A 19729-nucleotide genomic window follows, 5' to 3' on the forward strand; every position below is an offset into this window, starting at 1 on the left:
GGCCGCCGGTGGCGGCCGCGCATTGCTCAGTAGATGTTGTTCTGGGCGTTCTGGGTCGAGGTGACGCGCGACTTGATATCGTCCACGAAGGCAGCGTTGTTGCCGTTCATGTTGACCACGTTCTGGGTCTGGCCGATCAGCTGCGAGGCGTTGAAGGTCGAGTCGAGCTTGACCGAGCTGAACACGGGCATGAAGGGCACGAAGCCGCCGCGCACGGCGCGCATGGCGCCGGCGTCGAGTTCTTCGGTGACGGACAGGTCCTTGATGGCGATGGTAGTCATGGCAGTTCTCCTGGAAGGCGGTTGGCCAGCTGGCCGGGTATCGATTGGGACTTCGGTTCGTTTGCTGCTGAGCATCTTTGCTTCGCTCGGGAGGTACAAACGCATGGAGTGTGCCAAGGCGGGCCATGTCGGCGCGGATCGCCCGCAAACCCAGTCCCCGCCTGGATTTTTTCTTTGGCGCAGCACATGGAACCGGTGCGCGCGCCAGCTGGCACGGCAGTGCGCTGACGGGCGTGGACCAACACAATGGCGCGCGGGTGTTCGCGGGCAACAGACAGCAGCGGAAAACACACGTCAGGGTCGGCACTCGCGGCGACCGGGATTCATGGCGGCGGCGATGGCGGCGCAGGAACGGGAGGAAATGCGGGAAATGAAGGAAGCGCAGAAGGGCGCGGCGGGGAAACGAAGCGCGGGACGATGCCGGGAATGGCGCCGCGCGGCGGCGGTGCGCCGGGCTCTTGTGGCCCGGCTAGCGCAACGCCCCTGGTGCGCCCGGCGAGATCACTTCACGTAGATCGTGATCTTCTTGGAGTAGATCGGCGGATTGTGCGGGATGTGCTTGTCGTCGGCCATCAGCAACTGCAGCGTGTGCTTGCCGGGCGGCAGTTCGATGGTGGTCTCGGTTTCRCCCGCACCGAAATGCAGGTGGTTGCGGTCGTTGGGGATCTCCTTGTCCATCGGTGGCAGATCGGTATCGATGAGCAGGTGGTGATGGCCGCTGTTCGGGAACTTCACGCCGCGCGGCGCCACGCCCATGCCGCGCAGGCCGAACCACACCTTGATCGGCTTGCCGGCCGGCAGGACCTGGTTGTTGTTGGGGAAGCCGATATACAGGTAGGCATTGGGCGGCGCCGGCGTGGGACCGGCCACCGCGTTGTCCGGCATCGCGCCGTTCAGAAGCAGGCTGGCTGCGAGCGCAGCGCCCAGAATGAGCTTACGCATGAACTCTCTCCCGTTGGGTGCCGCCGGGATGGCGGTCCGGGCCTGACAGGCACCGTCAAGCATGAAGCGAAGCGGTCCTGGCAAGGCGCGCGGCCGCAGACGGCACGGTAGTACGGCAAGGCTGTGCAACGACGCCAGGATCTTTTTTGATCGTGCCTCTTATCGAACTGTGATCGTGATCTTCTTGGAGTACACGGGCGGATCGTGCGGCTTGTGATTCGCATCGCCCAGCAGCATCTGCAGCGTGTGCTTGCCTGGCGGCAACTCGATGCGCGCCTCGGTTTCGCCGGCACCGAAGTGGAGGTGGTTGCGGTCGTTGGGGATTTCCTTGTCCATCGGCGGCAGATCGGTGTCGATCAGCAGGTGATGGTGGCCGACGTTGGCCATCTCCACGCCCTTGGGGGCGACGCCCATATTGCGCAGGCCCATGCGCACCCAGAACTTGCCGCCCTCGATCACGGCGCCGTCGGGCGGCCAGATGATGTAGGCCTCGGCATTGGGTGGAGCCGGCGTGGAAAACGAGATCGAAGGCAACGCAGCCAGCAGCGATGCTGCCATGGTGCCGAGCACGGTTCGCCTGTGCATGTGAAAGGCCTCCCTACGACGGTCCGTGCTGCAGCGCGCGTGTGCGCGGCGGCACATGCATGGCAACGCGGCAAGCGCCAGGCGCGCCGGCAAGGCACCGGCGGGGCTTCCTGCACCCTTTTTCACTCTTTCGCGAATTCTCGAAAGCGCGGCGTGGATTCTTGCTCTTGATCAGCGCCCTGCATTTTCGTCATTCAGCTTAGAACGGAAAACCGTAAAAAGATACTTGACGCTACCCGGCCCGCGCCGCACGCGGCGGATGGTGCGCCCGCTGCGCCACCCGGCGTCGCAAAGCACCTCCGGATTCACAATCGCTGTGCTATGGTGGATTGAGCCAGCCCGGTATCGCCAGCGCGGCATCTTGCCTTCGCACGGCAAACCCCGGACCCGGCGCGATGGCCCGGCATCATCGTGTTTCGCCGACCACGTGACACCATCGGCACGCGGCGCGGCGATGMACTTCTGCGCCGTACGAACAAGGCCTGCATATGTGGCGAAAAYTCCTTGTCGTGTGCCTGATCGGGTTGGCCACGGCCTTCCCTGCCGCAGCCGCGCCCGGAACGCCGGAGCCAGGCAGCGAGGCGCGCCTGGCGCTCGTGATCGGAAATGCCGCATACGCTGATGCCCCTCTGCCGAACGCCGCCAGCGATGCGCGCGCGATGGGACAGGCCCTCGGAGCGCTCGGCTTCGACGTCATGCTGCGCGAGAACCTCGACAGCGCCGGCATGGCGCAGGCGCTTGCCGAATTCCGGCAACGCCTTGGCAAGGGCGGCGTCGGCCTGTTCTATTTCGCCGGCCACGGCATCGAAGTCGGCGACAGGCCGCTCCTGCTTCCCGTCGACGTGCGCGGCGACGCGCCCCACCGGCTGCTGACCGGCGCGACGGAACTGGGCACGATACTGGCGAGCATGCCGGCGGCGCGCCCGGGCGGGCGCAATATCCTGATCCTCGATACCTGCCTGGACAATCCGTATCGCGGCGCGACGGCGATGCCGCCGGCCGCGCCCCCCGCAACCGTGATCGCCTACGCCACGGCGCCCGGCGCCCGCGCCGGCGACGGCGCCTTCACCGCCGCGCTGCTGCAGGCGATGCGGATGCCCGGGACCGATGCCGAGACCGCCCTGCGCCGTGCCGGCCAGATCGTCAGCCAACAGACCGGGCTCGGGCAGCAACCATGGATATCGTCGTCGTTGCCGGCACCGTTGCGGCTTGCGGCGCGCGTGGCGGCCGGGGATGCCGGCGCCGGTGGCATCGCAGCGCCTGCCGGCGGACCGACACGGGTGTCGCCATTACAATATGCACAGCGCGGCATCCTGCCCAAGGACAGCGACGAGCAGTACGAACTGACCTTCTGGGAATCGATCAAGAACAGCAATTTCTCCAGCGACTACGAGGCGTACCTGAAGGCCTACCCCAATGGCCGCTTCGCACCGCTGGCACGGGCCCGCATCGAGCGCCTGCGCGCCAGCGGCGCCAAGCCCGAGACGGGCACCCCCGCCGCCCCCCCCGAACGGTCCCGCCCGGGGTCCGCGTCGACAGGGCCGTCTGCCGCGCAGGGCACCGTCACGCCGCCCCCGGCACGCGCGCAGAGCGGCAAGGTGCAGGGGCCGGCGAGTGCGCCGGCAACTGCGCCGCCCGGCGCGACGGCCGGTGCCAGCACGCCCGCGCCCGGCTCGCAGCGGGCAGTGGCAAGCGGCGCCGTCACGGTCGACATCAAGCCCGGCGAGCTCAAGGACTGCCCTGCCTGTCCCGTGCTGCACAGCCTGCCGGCGGGCAGCTTCACCATGGGCAGCAACGGTGGCGACCCGACCGAGAAGCCTCCGCACCGCGTGACCATCGGCCAGCCCTTCGCCATCGGCAAGTACGAGGTCACCGTCGAGCAATGGAGCGCCTGCGCCGATGCCGGCGGCTGCCAGCGCATCGCCACGGTGGCCGGCGCGGCGCGCAACGCGCCTGTGCGCGACATCAGCTGGGACGATGCCCAGCAGTACCTGGCGTGGCTGAGCAAGACCAGCGGCAAGGCCTACCGGCTGCCCACCGAGGCCGAGTGGGAATACGCGGCGCGCGGTGGCACCAGCACGCTCTACTGGTGGGGCGACCAGATGCGCAAGGGCACCGCCAACTGCAAGGACTGCGGCGACCCGTGGAACGCCGACACACCGGCCAATGTCGGCTCCTTCGCCGCCAACGGCTTTGGCCTGCACGACATGAACGGCAGCGTATGGGAATGGGTGGCCGATTGCTGGCACATCTCCTACAAGAACGCGCCGGTGGACGGGCGCGCCTGGGACGACCCCGGCTGCAGCGTGCGTGTGATCCGTGGCGGCTCGTGGCACGAAGGCGCGAGCTACATGCTCTCCTCCACCCGCTTCAAGTACAGCGCCAGCGTGCGGCAGTCGCAGAACGGCTTCCGCGTGGTGCGCGACCTGAAGTAGGTCGCCTGAAGTAGGCCACCCGAAGCAGGCCGCCCGAAGCAGGCCGCGGACGGGCCCGGCAGCGAAGCGCGCCGGGCGCCTAGCGCGGCCGGGTGGATATCTGCACGATGTCCGCGCCGATGCGGTCCTCGCCATGCTTGGCCGCCATCGGCCCGAGTTGCCGGTCAAGCGCGCGCAGATAGTCCTGGCGCGACTCCGCTTCGGGCCGCAGCGCGTCGAACAGCGGCGCGGGCGCGGTGAGCAGCACGATCAGCTCCGTGCCGAACGGCTTGGAGATCACCCAGTCGCCAAGGCTGCCGATTGTGGCGCTATAGCTCGCCGGCGCCTGGTTGGCCTTGGAACGGGCGCTCGGCACCATGTGCACGACCTTGCCGTCGGCCATGTAGTAGTCCACGTAGACGTAGGTATCGTATGGCGGCGTGGTGATATCGACGATCAGCGGCGTGCCTTCGGCAAGCTGCCCGCCGGGCGCGCGCGTGCGGATGGTGGCGAGCGCATCCCCGCTGCGGCGCCCCGACCAGTAGGGCGAGACAAGCTTGACCACGTCGCACTTGTCGTCGCCCAGCGGCTGCACTTCCAGGTTCACGCTCTGCACGCCCGGCACCGCGCCCAGGTCTTCCTTCAAGCGCTTGACGCCGAAGCGTTCCGCCACGAACCCGCGCACCTGCAGTTCGTGCTCGCCGTGCGCGGAGGCGGCCAGCAGCGAGCAAGGCGCGCGCGCCAGCACGGCCGCCACGGCAGGCATCGACAAGGCGCGCGGCGGCACGGCTTCCGCGCGCGCCGGCGGTTGCTCGGGTGCCTTGTTCCCGGCGGGGGGCACAGCGCCGGCCGGGGCTTCCGCCTGCGTCTTGACATCGGCGGCGCCGCGCGTGCGCCACGCAAAATAGCCCACGCCGCCCACCACCAGCAGGCCCGCCAGCGAGGCCGCGCCCAGCTTGGCCAGCGACGGCATGCCTGAACGCTCGGCGCCCAGGTCCGCCAGGAAGCGCGCCACGGTCGGCGTACGCGTGGCGCGATCGAACGACAAGGCAGCGCGCAGCGCCCGCCATTGGCCGCGCGAGAGCGTCTTCGGCCGCTGCAGCTTCAGGCCGCCGCTGCGCGCCTGGTTGGCGGAAAGCCGCTCGTACGGGTGGCGGCCGGTGAGGAGTTCGTAGGTCACGCAGGCCAGCGCATAGATATCGTCGCGCGGATCCGGCTCGCTGTGATCGAACATCTCGGGGCTGGCATAGGCAGGCGTCATGCCCCCCAGCGTGCCGGGATCGAAGACGGTGGGATCGGCATCGTCGGCCGGCTGCTGGAACACGCGCGCGATGCCGAAGTCGATCACCTTGACTTCGCCGCTGTCGGTGATGAACACATTGGCGGGCTTGAAATCGCAATGGACGAAGCCGCGCTCGTGCGCGTACGACAGCGCGCGCGCCATCCCCGTGATGATGGGCAGCGCCTTGCCGTAGGGCATGCCGGCGAAATCGGGCGCGCGCAAGATGCGGTTGAGCGATTTGCCCTGCAGGTACTCCATGGTCAGGTAGACCACCGAGYCGTCGCGGTCGAAGTCGTAGACGGTGACGATGTTCCGGTGCGCCAGCGTCTGCGCCTTGCGTGCCTCTCGCTGCAGCGCGATCAGCGATTTCGGGTGACCGCGGAACTGCACATTGAGAACCTTGATGGCGATATAGGGCTTGCGGTCCGAGGCTTCCAGCTTGCGCAGGTCGAGCGCCTTGAAAACCGTGCCCATGCCGCCCACACCCAGGCATTCCTCCAGTACGAAGCGGCCATTGAGCGTATCGCCCACGCCCTTGACGGGCTCGCCGGCCGGGATGGCCTGGCCGCCGGCCGCCGCGACCGAGGCGCCGGCCGAAGGCGACGAAGGCGTGGAAGGCATGGACGCACCGCCCGCCGGGCCGGTCTCCATGCGGGTCTCCTCGCCACCCTCCTCGAACTGCGTGTTGCTGYGGCGCTCGATGCGGCGCAGCACCTCTTCATAGACGCCCGGCGGCAACGGCACGCGCGTGTTTTCCTCGCTGAGCATTTCCGCCAGCTGCCGCGCGCTGGCCTGGTCGGCGGCCAGGGTGCGGTCGATGCGGGCAAATAGCTCTTCGTGCGACAGACCACCGCTTTGGAAGGTTCGTATCAGGTCCGGAATGCTAGGCATCGATGCAGCCGCGACGTAGTAGCGCGAAGTTGCGCATTGAGCGCCCACTCGCCATTCTCCAGCGAGTACCTGCCCACGATGGATACTAGTGCGCACTCATGGCAATCGCAAACCCCCCGTGCATCGCATCAACGGCCGCGCGCGGCGCATGCGCCTCGTGGCAGGCCTGTCTTGCGCCAGGTGTCGTGCGCAAGCGAACACAAGCGGCGACAGTGTTGGCCGCGGCCCGTCAGCCCACGGCACCGCCGGCCCGCCCGCGGGTACGCCGCATGTGCAGCGAAGCAGCCGAAGCCCAGTGCCAGCCTGGCTTTGCGGACAATTTCCGGCGACATGGCCTGCCTTGGCACACTCCATGCGTTTGTACCTCCCGAGCGAAGCAAAGATGCTCGACAGCAAACGAACCGAAGTCCCAATCGATACCCGGCCAGCTGGCCAACCGCCTTCCAGGAGAACTGCCATGACTACCATCGCCATCAAGGACCTGTCCGTCACCGAAGAACTCGACGCCGGCGCCATGCGCRSCGTGCGCGGCGGCTTCGTGCCCTTCATGCCCGTGTTCAGCTCGGTCAAGCTCGACTCGACCTTCAACGCCTCGCAGCTGATCGGCCAGACCCAGAACGTGGTCAACATGAACGGCAACAACACGGCCTTCGCGGAYGACATCAAGTCGCATGTCAACTCGACCCAGAACGCCCAGAACAACATCTACCGCTAATCGTCGCCGCCCCCCCCGGCCATCACTGCATTCAAGGAGCAGCATCATGTCATCCATCACCGTGCGCGACCTCGCGCTGACCCAAGAACTCGACAGCAAGTCCCTGGCCGCGGTGCGCGGCGGCGCCAACACCTGGATGCAGGGACTGGGCCCGGTGGCCAACGTCAATGTCAACGTCAACCAGAACATCGCCCAGCTGCAGAGCATCAACGTCAACACGCTCAACAACGAGCCGGCCTTCGCACCCTGCAGGAGGAAGTCATGGCCGTTATCGTCATCAAGGATTTGCCGGACAACGTGGATCTCGACAGGGAAGCCATGGCGGCGATCACAGGCGGCGCGAGAACCCGCGCCGGTCATGCATGGCCGGTGCGCAGGGCCGGGGCGAGCCTGCGCGTCATCAGCTATCCGGGGGGCTTTCCAGGCCAGCCGCTGGCAGCCGCGCACGTGCGGCCGGCCGGGGACATCAAGCGCGGCAAGTAGAACGAAGAGCGCAAGGCAGCGATAACCTGCCCTCCCGCCCGCTGCCCCGTCGGCAGCGGGCGTCAGCATTTGCGCGGCAGCATTGCATGTCGCGCGCCGCCGGCGCTCAGCGCGGCGCGTTGCGCTCGATCCAGCCCGCGAACGTGTCCAGGAACTTGCCGAGGAGGCCGCGCGTGTATTCATTGGCAATGCCGCCCTGCGCGTCGAACAGCTTGTCGACACCGCTGAGATAGACCTCGGGCTGCTGCAGTACCGGTATGTTGAGGAACACCAGCGACTGGCGCAGGTGGTGGTTGGCGCCGAAGCCGCCCACGGCACCCGGCGAGGCACTGATCACGCCGCCCGGCTTGCCGTCCCAGACGCTCTGCCCATAGGGGCGCGAGCCCACGTCGATCGCATTCTTGAGCGCCGCCGGCACCGAGCGGTTGTATTCCGGCGTGACGAACAGCACGGCGTCGGCGCGGCGGATGCGGTCACGGAATGCCACCCATGGCGCGGGCGGGCTGGTGTCTTCATCCTGGTTGTAGAGCGGCAACTGGCCGATCTCCACGATCTCGAGCTTGAGCCCTGCGGGCGCCATCGCGGCCAGCGCGACGGCCAGCTTGCGATTGAAGGACTCCTTGCGCAGGCTGCCTACCAGTACGGCTACATCACGGGGATTGCTCATCGCGATTCCTTTCACGTTCACGGCATGATGGTGTCGGAGTGATGCTGGTCGGACCCGGAGGCCGCAGGCAGCACGGCATGCCCGCGGCGGGTCCAGTCGTCACTCTAATCCAATTGCGCGAAAAGGAACCGCCCGGCGCCCTGCTACAGCGCCGCGAGCGGATGCTCGCCATGCGCCCACGGGCTGTCGAAGAAGGCGCGCACGCGATCGCGCTGCACTTCGTCCAGGCGCGGCGGCTGCCACTTGGGCGCGTGGTCCTTGTCGACCGCCAGCGCGCGGATGCCTTCCACGCCGTCGCCGTGGCGGAACACGTAGTACATCATGTCCAGCTCCATGCGCAGTTCGTCCTCCAGCGTCATGGTGCGGGCACGGCGGACCTGCTCGAGCGTGACGTTGAGCATCAGCGGCGAGCGGCTGCGCAGCATGGCGGCGGTCTGCGCGGCCCAGTCGGTGCCGGCGTCGCTCACCGCTGCCACGATATCGCTCACCGACGCGCCGGCGAACAGGCGGTCGATGTCGTCTTGCAGCGATGCGAGCTGGCTCCGGTCCGGCTGGCATGCGTCGCGGTGCGCGGCGGTGGCGGCATCGATGCAGGCCAGCACGGCGTCGCCGTCGGCGAACTGGCGCGCGCGCAGCGTGTCGACCAGTTCGGCCAGGGCGTTGCCGGGCAGGTAGGCGTCGGCCAGGCCGGCATGCAATGCGTCCGCGGCATGGATCATCGCGCCGGTCAGGCCCAGGTATTCGCCGATGCGGCCTGGCGTGCGCGACAGGAACCAGCCGCCGCCCACGTCGGGGAACAGTCCGATATTGGTTTCCGGCATCGCCATCTTGGTCCGCTCGGTCACCAGGCGGCGGCGCGCGCCCTGCGAGATGCCMATGCCGCCGCCCATCACCACGCCGTCCATCAGCGCGATATAGGGCTTGGCATAGCGGTGGATCAGGTGGTTGAGCGCGTATTCCTCGACGAAGAACTGGTCGAGCGTGGTGTCGCCGGCCAGCGCTGCCTTGTGGAAGAAGCGGATGTCGCCGCCCGCGCAGAAGGCCTTGCCGCCCGCGCCGGCGATCACCACGGCCGCGACTTCGGGCGCCACGGCCCATGCGTTGAGCGCCCCGGTGATGGCGCGAATCATCTCGAGCGAAAGCGCGTTGAGCGCTTGCGGGCGGTTCAGCGTCAGGTAGCCGATGCCGCCCCGGATCTCGCTGGTGACCAGGTCTGTCATTGTCTCTATCTCCACGAATGCAACCCTCGACTTTACACCAGCAGGGGTGCGCGGGCGTGCCGCACCAGGCGCTTTGCGCCGCGTTCAGGCCACGCGGAAAGCCGCCATCAGGCCGGTCAGCCGCTGCGCCTGGTCATCGAGCGACGCCGCGGCCGCCGCCGCCTGCTCGACCAGCGCGGCGTTCTGCTGGGTCATGCCATCCATCTGCGCGACCGCCTGGTTGACCTGCTCGATACCGCGCGACTGTTCGTCGGAGGCTGCGCTGATGCCGCCCATGATGCCGCTCACGCGCCGCACCGCCCCCACCATCTCCTCCATCACCTGCCCCGCCTGGCCCACCAGTTCGCCGCCGGCACGCACGCGCGACACCGAATCGCCGATCAGCGCGCGGATCTCCTTCGAGGCCCCCGCGCAGCGCTGCGAGAGATCGCGCACGTCGCCGGCCACCACCGCGAAGCCGCGGCCGTGCTCGCCCGCGCGCGCGGCTTCCACCGCGGCGTTGAGCGCGAGGATATTGGTCTGGAAAGCGATTTTCTCGATCACGTCGATGATGTCGACGATCTTGTTGGCGCTGGCGTCGATGGCCTGCATGGTGTCCACCACGCGCGCCACCGCTGCGCTGCCGCGCTCGGCCAGGCCCGTGGCATCGCTGGCCAGCGCGTTCGCCTCGCGCGCGCTGTCGGCGTTCTGGCGCACGGTGCCGGTGAGTTCTTCCATGCTGGAGGCCGTCTCCTCCAGCGAAGCCGCCTGCTGCTCGGTGCGCTGCGAGAGATCGCCGTTGCCGCTGGCGATCTGCCTGCTGGCCGCCGCGATGGCATCCGCGCCACCGCGCACCTCGGCCACCATCGTGGCCAGGCTGGCCTGCATGCGGCCCAGCACCGCAAGCATGCGGCCGGTCTCGCTGCGCTCGTCCTGCGCGTGGGCATCGGCGTGCGCCGCACGGCCCGCGGAGAAATCGCCGGCGGCCATCCGCTCGAAGCGCGCCACGGCGACGTCCAGCGGCCCGACGATGGAGCGGCGCAGGCGCCAGGCCACCACCGTGCTGAAGCACAATCCCAGCGCCAGCGCGCCGAGCGACAGGGTGCGCAGCATGATGTAGCGGTCCTGCGATTCCTGGTAGACCGCCTGCGCGCTGGCGAGCTGCAGCTTGCCCAGCTCCGTGTTGACGGCAGTGAAGGCAATATCGAGCCTGGGAATGGTATCGAGCACGAAGCCCATCACGGCTTCGCGGTCGCCGCGCTGCAGCGCGGCGACCATCGGTGACACGCCCTGGCCAAACAGCGCCTCGCGCTTGGCCGCGACATCGTCGGCGGCCTTGGCCTCGCCGGCGGCGCGCGGCAGCGCCAGGTAAGCCTTCCAGGCCACGTCGGACTGGCGCGCGAAGCCTTCGGCCAGGGCGGCGCGGGCGCGCGCATCGGCGGGGTCGGTGGCGAAGGTGGCCTGGTCCAGCAGCACGCGCACCAGCAACTGGTTGGAGCGCGCCTCGGCCAGGCTGACCGCGGCGGCAAGCTGGTGCTGGTAGATCTGCCGCGTGGCGTCGTTGCTGCGGGACATGCCCAGCCAGCCCACGCTGCCGACAATCAGCAGCAGCGCATTGGCGACGATGGTAAGGATCCACAATCTGGATCCGATGGAAGTGTTGCGAAACATGATGGCTCCCCGTTGTGATCTGGCTCTGGCGCGGCTGGCTTGCGCTCGTGTCCGGCGCTGCGTGCGGCCCTGGGTGCGCCCCTGGGCGCGGCCCCTTGTGCGCCCCGAATCCAGCCGCCCTGCTATCAACGGCGCTCGCGGTCGTTCCTGAATCCGCGCGCGGAGATATTCAGTCCTGCAGAATCGTCAGCAATCGGGAGGACGGGTGCCGACTGCCGCAGGTGCCGAAGAGAGGCGTATGCTGTCCCCGCACGGCCCGCTCGCCGGCGTCCGCGAAGGCACCGGACGAGCGTATAGAGGATGCCCTCCAGGAAAAAACGCCCGAAACCGGCAACACTTGACGGATGACACAGTCGACCATCGATCCCGGCCTGATCCTGCTGGCGTTTGCGCCGGTGTTCCTGCTCACCATCGGGGCGGAAGCCTGGTACTGGGTGCGGCGCGACCCGTCCGTCTACAGCCTGCGCGACAGCGCCTCGAACGCGGCGCTGGCGCTGATGCACCAGGCGTCGGATGCGTTCTTCCTGTGGCTGATGGTGCGTACCGTCTATGGCTGGTGCTACCAGCACGGGCTGCAGGCGGTGCCGCAGACGTGGTGGTCCTTCCTGCTCCTGCTGCTGTTGCAGGATTTCCTCTACTACTGGTTCCACCGCGCCAGCCACCGCGTGCGCTGGATGTGGGCTTCGCATGTCACGCACCACTCATCGGAAGGCATGAATTTCTCGACCGCCTTCCGCCAGAGCCTGACCTACCCGCTCTCCGGCATGTGGCTGTTCTGGATCCCGCTGGCGCTGATCGGCTTCACGCCAGACTGGGTGATCCTGGCGGTAGGGCTGAACCTGGCCTTCCAGTTCTTCGTCCATACGCGCCTGGGCAGGCGCTGGCATCGCATCGAATGGCTGCTCAACACACCCTCGGTCCACCGTGTGCACCACGCCAGGAACCCGCAGTACATCGACCGCAACTATGCCGGCGTGCTGACCGTGTGGGACCGCCTGTTCGGGTCGTTCGTGCCGGAGGAGGACGCGCCCGACTACGGCATCACGCGCCGCATCGCCAGCCACAATCCGATCACCCTGACCTTCCACGAATGGCGCGACATGTTCGCCGATGCATGGCGCCACCGCGACCCGCGCCACCTGTGGATGCCGCCCGAATGGCGCAACCCGCGCGAGGCTGTGGCGACCGGTCCGGCGCGAGGCGCCGGGGCGCTGGCCGGCGAACGGGGCTCCGACGCCTGAGCCTTATCGCGCGGGCTGACGCCGGACAACAAAAAACCGCGCTCGAGGCGCGGTTTTTTGTTGCGGCAAAGCTGCGGCGAAGGCGCTCAGACGCTTTCGCGCGAAGCACGCTTGCGTTCGTGCTCCTTCAGGTGGCGCTTGCGCAGGCGGATGCTCTTCGGCGTGATTTCGACCAGCTCGTCGTCGGAGATGAATTCCACCGCGTATTCCAGCGACATCTGGATCGGCGTGACCAGGCGCACGGCTTCGTCGGTACCCGAGGCACGCACGTTGGTGAGCTGCTTGCCCTTGATCGGGTTCACGACCAGGTCGTTGTCGCGGCTATGGATGCCGATGATCATGCCTTCGTACAGCGCATCGCCCGGCTTGACGAACATGCGGCCGCGGTCCTGCAGCTTCCACAACGCGTAGGCCACGGCGTCGCCGTCGTCCTGCGAGATCAGCACGCCGTTGTGGCGCTCACCCAGGCCGCCTTCGCGCAGCGGCGCGTAGTCGTCGAAGATGTGGCTGATCAGGCCGGTGCCGCGCGTCAGCGTCAGGAACTCGCCCTGGAAGCCGATCAGGCCACGGGCCGGAACGCGGTATTCCAGGCGGGTGCGGCCCTTGCCGTCCGACGCCATGTCGAGCAGTTCGCCCTTGCGGCGGCCCAGCTCTTCCATCACGCTGCCCTGGTGGCCGTCTTCGACGTCCACGGTCAGCAGTTCATACGGCTCGTGCTTGACGCCGTCGATTTCCTTGAACACCACGCGCGGACGGGACACGGCCAGCTCGTAGCCTTCGCGGCGCATGTTTTCCAGCAGGATGGTCAGGTGCAGCTCGCCGCGGCCCGACACTTCGAAGATGGTGTCGTCGCCGGTTTCCTGCACGCGCAGGGCCACGTTCGACTTCAGCTCGCGGTCCAGGCGCTCGCGCAGCTGGCGGCTGGTCACGAACTTGCCTTCACGGCCCGCCAGCGGCGAGGTGTTGACGCAGAAGTTCATGGTCAGCGTGGGCTCGTCCACCTTCAGCATCGGCAGCGCGTCCTGGGCGTCCGGCGAGCACACCGTGCAGCCGATACCCAGTTCTTCGATACCGTTGATCAGCACGATGTCGCCGGCTTCGGCTTCGGGCACGATCTCGCGCTCGAGACCCTGGAACTTCAGCACCTGGTTGATGCGGCCCTTGATCGGGTTGCCCTCGGGACCGAACTTGACCACCACGTCCTGCAGCGCGCGCGCACGGCCGCGCGAGATGCGGCCGACGCCGATCTTGCCGACATAGCTGGAGTAGTCCAGCGAGATGATCTGCAGCTGCAGCGGACCGTCCGGGTTGTCGTCGCGCACCGGCACCTTGGCCAGCACGGTCTCGAACAGCGGCTTCATGTCGCCTTCGCGCACATCGTCGGTCAGGCCGGCATAGCCGTTCAGGCCGGATGCGTAGATCACCGGGAAGTCGAGCTGCTCGTCGGTGGCGCCGAGCTTGTCGAACAGGTCGAAAGTCTGGTTGATCACCCATTCCGGACGCGCGCCGGGGCGGTCGACCTTGTTGATCACCACGATGGGCTTGAGGCCCAGCGCCAGCGCCTTGCGCGTCACGAAGCGCGTCTGCGGCATCGGGCCTTCGACGGCATCGACCAGCAGCAGCACGCCGTCGACCATCGACAGCACGCGCTCCACCTCACCGCCGAAGTCGGCGTGGCCGGGGGTATCGACGATATTGATGTGGGTGCCGTCGTATTCGACAGCGCAATTCTTCGCCAGGATGGTGATCCCGCGTTCCTTTTCGATGTCGTTCGAATCCATCACGCGCTCGACCATTTGCTGGTTGTCGCGGAAGGTCCCTGCCTGGCGCAGGAGTTGGTCGACCAGAGTGGTCTTGCCATGATCGACGTGGGCGATGATGGCGATATTGCGGATGGCGCGGGTCATTGCAGCGTCTCGCTTGTGGGGCTGAGCATCAAAAGATAACCCGAGATTATAGCATGTTGCGGCGCAAAACCCGAGTCCGACGTTGGTATTCCCCGTCAGGTGGTGCGCAGGAGACAAAGCGTCCGCAAACCACGATTGTTGCGAATATCGCAATAGCAAATTGCCAACCTTGCGATTTGATAACCGTGAACATATAGTTGTCACGGCAAACATTGCAGCGACAAGCACCTGCCAGACATGTCCGAGCAGAACCGGCCCGACCTCCAGAATCACCCCGCCTCCTTCGATACCCACCCTTTCGACCCGGCCGAATACCGCATGGGCGAAAGCATGGGCTACCTGCTTGCGCGCGCCAAGAGCGTGCTCGCGCACGAGGTCGAGCAGGAGGTCAACGGCCTGGACATCACCCATGCGCAGGCCACCTGCCTGATGATGCTGGCGGCCGGGCGCGGCAACACGGTCACGGACCTGGGCCGCGAACTCAGCACCGACATGGGCTCGGTCACGCGCCTGCTCGGCCGCATGGAAAAGCGCGGCCTGATCGAGCGCCAGCGCAGCGACGCCGACCGCCGCGTGGTGGATGTATCGATCACCCCCAGCGGGCGGGCGCTGCTCGAAGCGCTGCCGGGCATCTACTGCCGCGTGCTGAACCGGCATTTCCGGGATTTCTCGGAAGCGGAACTGCAGACCTTCCGCTCGATGCTGCACCGGATCATCGGCAACAACAGCGGGTAGGCGCGGCGCAGGCGAGCCACGGTCAGGCTCTCACGCCGGCTCGATTCACGTTCTTCCACGATAAAAGCAACATTGACGCTCTCTCGCAGGGCACCGAGATGAACCAAGCACCCTCCTCCTTTTCCGCACTGTCGCCGCGCGCGCGCGCGGCCGGCCGCCGCACCGGCGCGCTGGCGCTGAGCGCGCTGGCCGCCGCGGTCCTGGCCGGCTGCGCCGCCTTTGGCAATTCGCACAGCACGCAGACCGTCACCGATCCCACCTCCCTCGCCAGCGCCCAGGTCTTGCCGGGCGAGCATGGCCAGTGGCCCACGCTCGACTGGGTCGACCAGTTCAACGATGCGCAACTGCGCGGGCTCGTCGACGAGGCGGTCAAGGACAGCCCCAGCCTGCAGGCTGCCTTTGCGCGCGTGGAAGCGTCCCGCGCGATGGCCGATGCCACCCGTAGCGCACTTTACCCGCATGTGGACTTCGAAGGCAGCCTGGTGCGCCAGCGCTTCTCGGAGACCGACCTGTTCGCCGGCACGCGGCTGGCCGGATCGTGGCAGAACCAGTCGCGCCTGCAGGCCGGCCTCTCGTATGACTTCGACTTCTGGGGCAAGAACCGCGCCGCGCTGGAAGCCGCGCTGTCGGACGACCGCGCCACGGAAGCCGAGAGCCAGGCCTCGCGCCTGATCCTGACCACGGCCGTGGCGCGCACCTATGCCCGCCTGGCCGCGCTGTACGCGCAGCGCGACGTGGCCGAGCGCGCGATCGCCCAGCGCCGCGACCTCACGCAACTGTCCACCGACCGCCTGCGCGCGGGCCTCGACACCCAGGTGGAAACCACCCAGGCGCGCGGCACCGTGGCCTCGGCGCAGACCGACCTGCTGCGCGTGGACGAAGACATCGCGCTCGCGCGCAACCAGATCGCCGCGCTGCTGGGCAAGGGCCCGGACCGCGGCCTGGCGATCCAGCAACCCACCGTGCTGGCGCACGCCACGCCGCAACTGCCGGACAACCTCACCATCGACCTGCTCGGACGCCGCCCCGACCTGGTGGCCGCGCGCTGGCGCGTGGAAGCATCGAGCAAGGATATCGCCGTCGCGAAGGCCGAGTTCCTGCCGGCAGTCAGCCTGACCGCCTTTGCAGGCGTGGCCTCGCTGGACCCGTCCAACCTGCTGATGAGCATCAGCCGCACCTTCGGCATCGGCCCGGCCGTCACCCTGCCGATCTTCGAGGGCGGCAGGCTGCGCGCCAACCTCAAGGGCAAGTACGCGCAATACGATCTCGCCGTAGCCAACTACAACCAGGCCCTGATCGACGCACTGCGCGAGACCGCCGATACCGTGGCCAGCATCCGCAGCGTGGATACGCAGATCAGCGCGCAGCGCGAAGCGCTCAGCCTGGCCGAGCGCGCCTACTCGCTCTCGACCATCCGCTACAAGGCCGGACTGGGCACGCAGCTCACGGTGCTCAACGCCGAAAGCAATGTGCTGCAGCAGCGCCGCCTGGCCACCGACCTGCAGGCCCGCCGCCTGGACCTGCAGATGGGCCTGATGAAGGCGCTCGGCGGCGGCTACCAGGAGCAGGGCGAAGGCGCGGCCGCGCAAAAGCCCGAAGGCGCGCGCGGCTAGCCGAGCCGGCGCACAGGAGCAGCCCGGACCACGGCGTCCGCACAGTACCGACAGCATTCATACAAGACGATCATGAGCGACAACAAGCAAGCGGCCCAGACTCCCGCCTCCCCGGCGGCTTCCGTCAACAACAATGGCAAGCGCAAGCGCCTGCTGCTTTCCCTGACCGCCGCGGTGGTGGTGGCAGGCGTGGCCTACGGCATCTACTGGGGCCTGTACGCACGGCACTTCGAAAGCACGGACGACGCCTATGTCGCCGGCAACGTGGTGCAGGTCACGCCGCTGGTGGGCGGCACCGTGATCTCGATCGCGGCCGACGACACCCAGCTGGTCACCGCCGGCCAGCCCCTGATCCAGCTCGACCGCGCCGACTCGCAGGTGAATCTGGAGCAAGCCGAGGCGCAGCTGGCGCAGGCCGTGCGCGAAGTGCGCACGCTCTACGTCAACAACGGCTCGCTGGCGGCCAACGTGGCGATGCGCGAAGCCGACGTGGCCAAGGCACGCGAAGACCTCAAGCGCCGCGAGGCCATTGCCGGTTCCGGCGCGGTCTCGGGCGAGGAAATCTCGCATGCGCAGACCGCGCTGCAGGCGGCCCTGTCAGCGCTGTCGTCCACGCGCGAGCAGCTCGCCTCCAACAAGGTGCTGACCGACCAGACCACGGTGGAAAAGCACCCCAACGTGCAGCGCGCCGCCGCCAACCTGCGCTCCGCCTATCTGGCCTTCGCACGCTCCACCCTGCCGGCGCCGGTGACCGGCTACGTGGCCAAGCGCTCGGTGCAGGTCGGCCAGCGCGTGGCCCCCGGCGCGCCGCTGATGGCGGTGGTGCCGCTGGAGCAGGTGTGGGTCGACGCCAACTTCAAGGAAGTGCAGATCACGCATATGCGCGTGGGCCAGCCGGTCAAGCTCGAAGCCGACCTGTACGGCTCCAAGGTCGAGTACGAAGGCAAGGTCGAAGGCTTCTCGGCCGGCACCGGCTCGGCCTTCTCGCTGCTGCCCGCGCAGAACGCCACCGGCAACTGGATCAAGGTGGTACAGCGCCTGCCGGTGCGCATCGCGCTGGACGCGAAGCAGCTCAAGGATCATCCGCTGCGCGTGGGGCTGTCGATGAACGTGACGGTCGACGTGCGCAAGGAAGAAGGCGCGACGATGGCGCAGGCCACCGTGGCACGGCCGATGCAGACCGACGTGTATGAGAAGGTCGGCCAGGACGCCGACGCGCTGATCGCCCGCATCATCTCCCTGAACAACGGTGGCCGCCAAGGCGCCGAGCCGATGGCGGCACCGGTCTCGGCGCCGGCCGCCAAGCCACGCGATCTCCGTGCCGCTGACCGGATGGATGACCACCCGCTTCGGCGCGGTACGGCTGTTCATCACCTCGATCCTGCTGTTCGTGCTGTCCTCGTGGCTGTGCGGCGTGGCGCCCAACCTGGAAGTCCTGCTGGCCGCGCGCGTACTGCAGGGCGCGGTGGCCGGGCCGATGATCCCGCTGTCGCAAGCGCTGCTGCTGTCGAGCTATCCGCCGCAGAAGAGCACCATGGCGCTCGCGCTATGGGGCATGACCACGCTGGTGGCGCCCATCATGGGCCCGCTGCTGGGCGGCTGGATCTCCGACAACATGACCTGGCCGTGGATCTTCTATATCAATATCCCGGTCGGGCTCGGCGCGGCCTATGCCACCTGGGCGATCTACCGCGACCGCGAAACCCCCACCAAGATCCTGCCGATCGACCGCATCGGGCTGACGCTGCTGGTGATCTGGGTCGGCTCGATGCAGCTGATGCTCGACAAGGGCAAGGAACTGGACTGGTTCCACTCCACGGTGATCGTGGTGCTGACCGTGGTGGCCATCGTGGGATTCCTGTTCTTCCTGATCTGGGAGAGCTACGAGAAGCATCCCATCGTCGACATCTACCTGTTCAAGGGGCGCAACTTCAGCGCCGGCGTGGTGGCGATCTCGGTGGCCTACGGGCTGTTCTTCGGCAACCTGGTGATCCTGCCGCTGTGGCTGCAGACCATCGTCGGCTATACCGCGACCGACGCCGGCATCGTGATGGCGCCGGTGGGCATCTTTGCCATCCTGCTGTCGCCGCTCATCGGCAAGAACCTGCCCAGGATGGACGCGCGCTGGGTCGCCACGCTGGCCTTCATCACCTTCGGCGTGGTCAGCCTGATGCGCTCGGGCTTCACCCTGCAGGTCGATACCCGCTCGCTGATGATCCCCACCCTGATCCAGGGCGCGGCCATGGCGATGTTCTTCATCCCGCTGACCTCGATCATCCTGTCGGGCCAGCCGCCGGAGAAGATGCCGTCGGCCTCGGGCGTGTCGAACTTCGTGCGGATCACCTTCGGCGCGATCGGCGCGTCGATCTCGACCACCATCTGGGAGAACCGCTCCGCGCTGCATCACGCGCAACTGGTCGAGCAGATCAATCCGTTCAACCCGGCCTATAGGGCGCAGCTCGAACACCTGGTGCAGATGGGCATGACCGAGGCCCAGGCCAACGGCTTCATCGAGCGCGGCATCACGCAGCAGGCGGCCATGCTCGGCGCCAACGACATCTTCTGGATCTCGGGCGTGTTGTTCTTCGTGCTGATCGGCTTTGTCTGGCTGACCAAGCCGAAGAAGGGAGGCGATATGGATGCCTCCGCGGCCGGGGCGCACTAGGAGCCGCCACCAGGCTCGCCGGACACATAAGCCGATAAAAAAGCCGATGCCATCACTGGCATCGGCTTTTTTTGCTTCCCGCGCGCTGCCGGGTCACGACCCGCTCAGAGCTTGACCAGCCGCTCCGGCCGCAACGCCCCTTCCCGCATGCGCGCCACGCCAAGCAGGCGCTCCGGCTCGCCGCCATAGATGCGGGCGAGTTCGCCTTCCGCCAGTTCGGTGCCGGCCGGCAGGTCGCGCTGCGCGATACGCTGGCCTTGCAGGAAGCGGCCCATCGCGGCTTCCTCGAGCCGCACCGGCGCGCAGCGCTGCAGCAGCGCATCGACCGGGGCCAGCATCGCCGGGCGCGCGGCATCGTCATGCGCGTCGATCTGCTCGAGCGTGACCGCGCCATCCAGGCTCAGGTCGCCCACCGCCGTGCGGCGCAGCCCCGTGAGG

At 67.7% G+C, this 19729-nt stretch carries 15 protein-coding genes and 2 pseudogenes; 8 read left to right on the top strand and 9 right to left on the bottom strand.

The genetic code is table 11. The features are described 5' to 3' along the window. Nucleotides 1–26: 26 nt before the first annotated feature. The 3 genes from AC1DK4_RS39625 to AC1DK4_RS39635 all read right to left on the bottom strand — a co-directional run bounded on the left by AC1DK4_RS39625 (nt 27) and on the right by AC1DK4_RS39635 (nt 1808). Nucleotides 27–281 carry a hypothetical protein gene (locus AC1DK4_RS39625; protein WP_477132214.1) on the bottom strand — a complete coding sequence of 85 codons (255 nt, stop codon included), beginning with the start codon at nt 279–281 and terminating at the stop codon, nt 27–29. A gap of 501 nt (nt 282–782) precedes the next feature. Next, nucleotides 783–1223, bottom strand: a complete 441-nt coding sequence (locus AC1DK4_RS39630) for a DUF4399 domain-containing protein (protein ID WP_441624375.1) — start codon at nt 1221–1223, stop codon at nt 783–785. Between the two features lie 159 nt (nt 1224–1382). Then, nucleotides 1383–1808, bottom strand: a complete 426-nt coding sequence (locus tag AC1DK4_RS39635) for a DUF4399 domain-containing protein (RefSeq protein ID WP_441624373.1) — start codon at nt 1806–1808, stop codon at nt 1383–1385. Between the two features lie 488 nt (nt 1809–2296). On the opposite strand from AC1DK4_RS39635, the gene AC1DK4_RS39640 reads away from it, so the two are divergent. After that, nucleotides 2297–4243, top strand: a complete 1947-nt coding sequence (locus AC1DK4_RS39640) for an SUMF1/EgtB/PvdO family nonheme iron enzyme (RefSeq protein WP_477132215.1) — start codon at nt 2297–2299, stop codon at nt 4241–4243. Nucleotides 4244–4322: 79 nt separating this feature from the next. Here the strand turns inward: AC1DK4_RS39640 and AC1DK4_RS39645 are convergent, their stop codons facing one another. Beyond that, nucleotides 4323–6395, bottom strand: coding sequence for a serine/threonine-protein kinase (locus tag AC1DK4_RS39645; protein WP_477132216.1), 2073 nt, complete (start codon nt 6393–6395; stop codon nt 4323–4325). A 457-nt stretch (nt 6396–6852) separates the two neighbouring features. On the opposite strand from AC1DK4_RS39645, the gene AC1DK4_RS39650 reads away from it, so the two are divergent. Then, nucleotides 6853–7110: a hypothetical protein gene (locus AC1DK4_RS39650; RefSeq protein WP_441643617.1), complete on the top strand. Its 258-nt coding sequence runs from the start codon at nt 6853–6855 to the stop codon at nt 7108–7110. 261 nt (nt 7111–7371) lie between these two features. Continuing rightward, nucleotides 7372–7593 carry a hypothetical protein gene (locus AC1DK4_RS39655; protein WP_441623865.1) on the top strand — a complete coding sequence of 74 codons (222 nt, stop codon included), beginning with the start codon at nt 7372–7374 and terminating at the stop codon, nt 7591–7593. Between the two features lie 106 nt (nt 7594–7699). Here the strand turns inward: AC1DK4_RS39655 and AC1DK4_RS39660 are convergent, their stop codons facing one another. From AC1DK4_RS39660 to AC1DK4_RS39670, 3 genes are all read right to left on the bottom strand, one after another. After that, a complete protein-coding gene (locus AC1DK4_RS39660) occupies nt 7700–8260 on the bottom strand; it encodes an NADPH-dependent FMN reductase (protein WP_441623866.1) in 561 nt (186 codons plus the stop codon). A gap of 143 nt (nt 8261–8403) precedes the next feature. Further along, nucleotides 8404–9480, bottom strand: coding sequence for an enoyl-CoA hydratase/isomerase family protein (locus AC1DK4_RS39665; RefSeq protein ID WP_477132217.1), 1077 nt, complete (start codon nt 9478–9480; stop codon nt 8404–8406). Nucleotides 9481–9564: 84 nt separating this feature from the next. Then, nucleotides 9565–11130 (bottom strand): methyl-accepting chemotaxis protein, encoded by a 1566-nt coding sequence (locus AC1DK4_RS39670; RefSeq protein WP_441623870.1) that lies wholly within the window; start codon nt 11128–11130, stop codon nt 9565–9567. A gap of 344 nt (nt 11131–11474) precedes the next feature. On the opposite strand from AC1DK4_RS39670, the gene AC1DK4_RS39675 reads away from it, so the two are divergent. After that, nucleotides 11475–12371: a sterol desaturase family protein gene (locus AC1DK4_RS39675; protein WP_441623871.1), complete on the top strand. Its 897-nt coding sequence runs from the start codon at nt 11475–11477 to the stop codon at nt 12369–12371. A gap of 86 nt (nt 12372–12457) precedes the next feature. On the opposite strand, the gene typA is transcribed toward AC1DK4_RS39675, so the two are convergent. Beyond that, nucleotides 12458–14278, bottom strand: coding sequence for a translational GTPase TypA (typA, locus tag AC1DK4_RS39680; RefSeq protein ID WP_441623873.1), 1821 nt, complete (start codon nt 14276–14278; stop codon nt 12458–12460). A gap of 237 nt (nt 14279–14515) precedes the next feature. On the opposite strand from typA, the gene AC1DK4_RS39685 reads away from it, so the two are divergent. The 4 genes and pseudogenes from AC1DK4_RS39685 to AC1DK4_RS39700 all read left to right on the top strand — a co-directional run. Beyond that, a complete protein-coding gene (locus AC1DK4_RS39685; protein ID WP_441623874.1) occupies nt 14516–15013 on the top strand; it encodes a MarR family winged helix-turn-helix transcriptional regulator in 498 nt (165 codons plus the stop codon). A gap of 98 nt (nt 15014–15111) precedes the next feature. Next, nucleotides 15112–16626, top strand: a complete 1515-nt coding sequence (locus tag AC1DK4_RS39690) for an efflux transporter outer membrane subunit (protein ID WP_441623876.1) — start codon at nt 15112–15114, stop codon at nt 16624–16626. A gap of 72 nt (nt 16627–16698) precedes the next feature. After that, nucleotides 16699–17934 (top strand): annotated as a pseudogene (locus tag AC1DK4_RS39695) (EmrA/EmrK family multidrug efflux transporter periplasmic adaptor subunit); the annotation flags it as partial. Beyond that, a pseudogene (locus AC1DK4_RS39700) lies at nt 17930–19291 on the top strand (DHA2 family efflux MFS transporter permease subunit); the annotation flags it as partial. The pseudogenes AC1DK4_RS39695 and AC1DK4_RS39700, both read left to right, overlap by 5 nt. A 104-nt stretch (nt 19292–19395) precedes the next feature. On the opposite strand, the gene AC1DK4_RS39705 reads toward AC1DK4_RS39700, so the two are convergent. Continuing rightward, a partial coding sequence (locus tag AC1DK4_RS39705) for a tRNA pseudouridine(55) synthase TruB (protein WP_477132218.1) occupies nt 19396–19729 on the bottom strand: 334 nt, incomplete at its 5' end.

This window comes from Cupriavidus sp. 05N38, assembly GCF_056397345.1.